The organism is Deltaproteobacteria bacterium (genome assembly GCA_009930495.1).
Lineage (GTDB): Bacteria > Desulfobacterota > Desulfovibrionia > Desulfovibrionales > Desulfomicrobiaceae > Desulfomicrobium.
Window position 1 is genome coordinate 1 of sequence record RZYB01000426.1, and the last position, 1,286, is coordinate 1,286.

Annotated in this window: 1 protein-coding gene; it reads right to left on the reverse strand. The window is 61.7% G+C overall.

Translation table 11 applies throughout. The annotated features are described in order from the left end of the window. The coding region (locus EOL86_15210; protein ID NCD26918.1) for a DNA (cytosine-5-)-methyltransferase at positions 1-1,129 on the reverse strand (1,129 nt) is incomplete at its 3' end. Positions 1,130-1,286: the final 157 nt, after the last annotated feature.

Genomic DNA, 1,286 nt, shown 5'->3' on the forward strand with positions numbered 1-1,286 from the left:
TGCGTCCCAGGATGACGGGAACGGCGTTTCCGAGCTGGCGCATGGTTTCCGTCCAGGACCCATGGAAAATGTATCCATCCGGAAAGGTTTGCAGCCGCGCGGATTCTCGAACCGTGAAATACCGCACGCGGCCGTCCTCGAGAACCATCATGTTTTCGCCTCCCGGAACGCCATGGTCTCCCGCCTTGAGGGTCTTGGCGGGAAGATCCAGCGGGCTGCCGGTGTGTCCCGGATAGACCCGCGCGCCATCCTGAAAGACATGGTTCAAAAAGTCGCCGCCGGACTGGCGCGGATCGCCGACGTCGGCCAGTGCATCCCGCACCGTGCGCCACGGCTTTTCCCGTGGAGGATCGATGAGATATCCGAGTTTGCGGATTCTCGCCGCCATGCCCGTCGGAAGCGCCGGACGCGCCGATCTGGGCACGTCATGGCGCTCCCAATACTCGCCGCTCCCCCATTGGGCATGCAGCAGCGCGTCGAGGCCGTGCGTGGGAGCGGGGAAAGACCACTCGACACCCAGGTCGGCGCGGAAGCCGACAATGAAGACCCGTTCCCTCTTTTGCGGAACGCCATGGTCGGCCGCGTTCACCAGCGTGGGCACGACGTTGTAGGTCAGGCCCGATCCGTGCAACGCTCCGGATGTCTTTTCGCCCTGGAGGCGTTTGAGGTGGTCCGCCCAATCTTCTTCCGGTTTTCTCGCGACTTCCGGAAACTCAAGCTGCAAGAGAATGTACTGGTAGTAGTTCGCGAAGCTGGACCTGGTCAGGCCCTTCACGTTTTCGACGATGAAGGCTTTCGGGCGCAATGTTCTCACCACGTCGACGGTGGCGGGAAACATGTCGCGTTTGTCCCCATTGGCCTTGTGCTTGCCGCCCATGGAGAATGGCTGGCATGGCGGCCCACCCGCGAGCAGGTCGATGTCCTCGGGCAGCGCCCGCCAGTCAAACGAGCGCACATCGCCTTCCCACAGCGGCCAATCGCGAACCAGGGGAAAATCGCGCCGCTTGTTTTCCCGTATCGTGTCGCAGGCCCATTTGTCCCATTCCACCACGGCCAGGGATTCGAAGCCCGCGAGGGTGACGCCCAGGGCCAAGCCTCCGGCTCCGGCGAAAAGTTCAACGGATTTCATGTTGGTTCTCCAAAATTATCCAAGAAATGCCTGATCGTGTCCGTCAGTTTCGTGGTATCGCCGAGTTGGCATTCCCAGACGACCAGGACGCGCCAGCCAAGTTCCCGCAAACGCTCCTGCTGGGCTGCGTCGCGCGTCGTGTTCGACTCCAATTTTT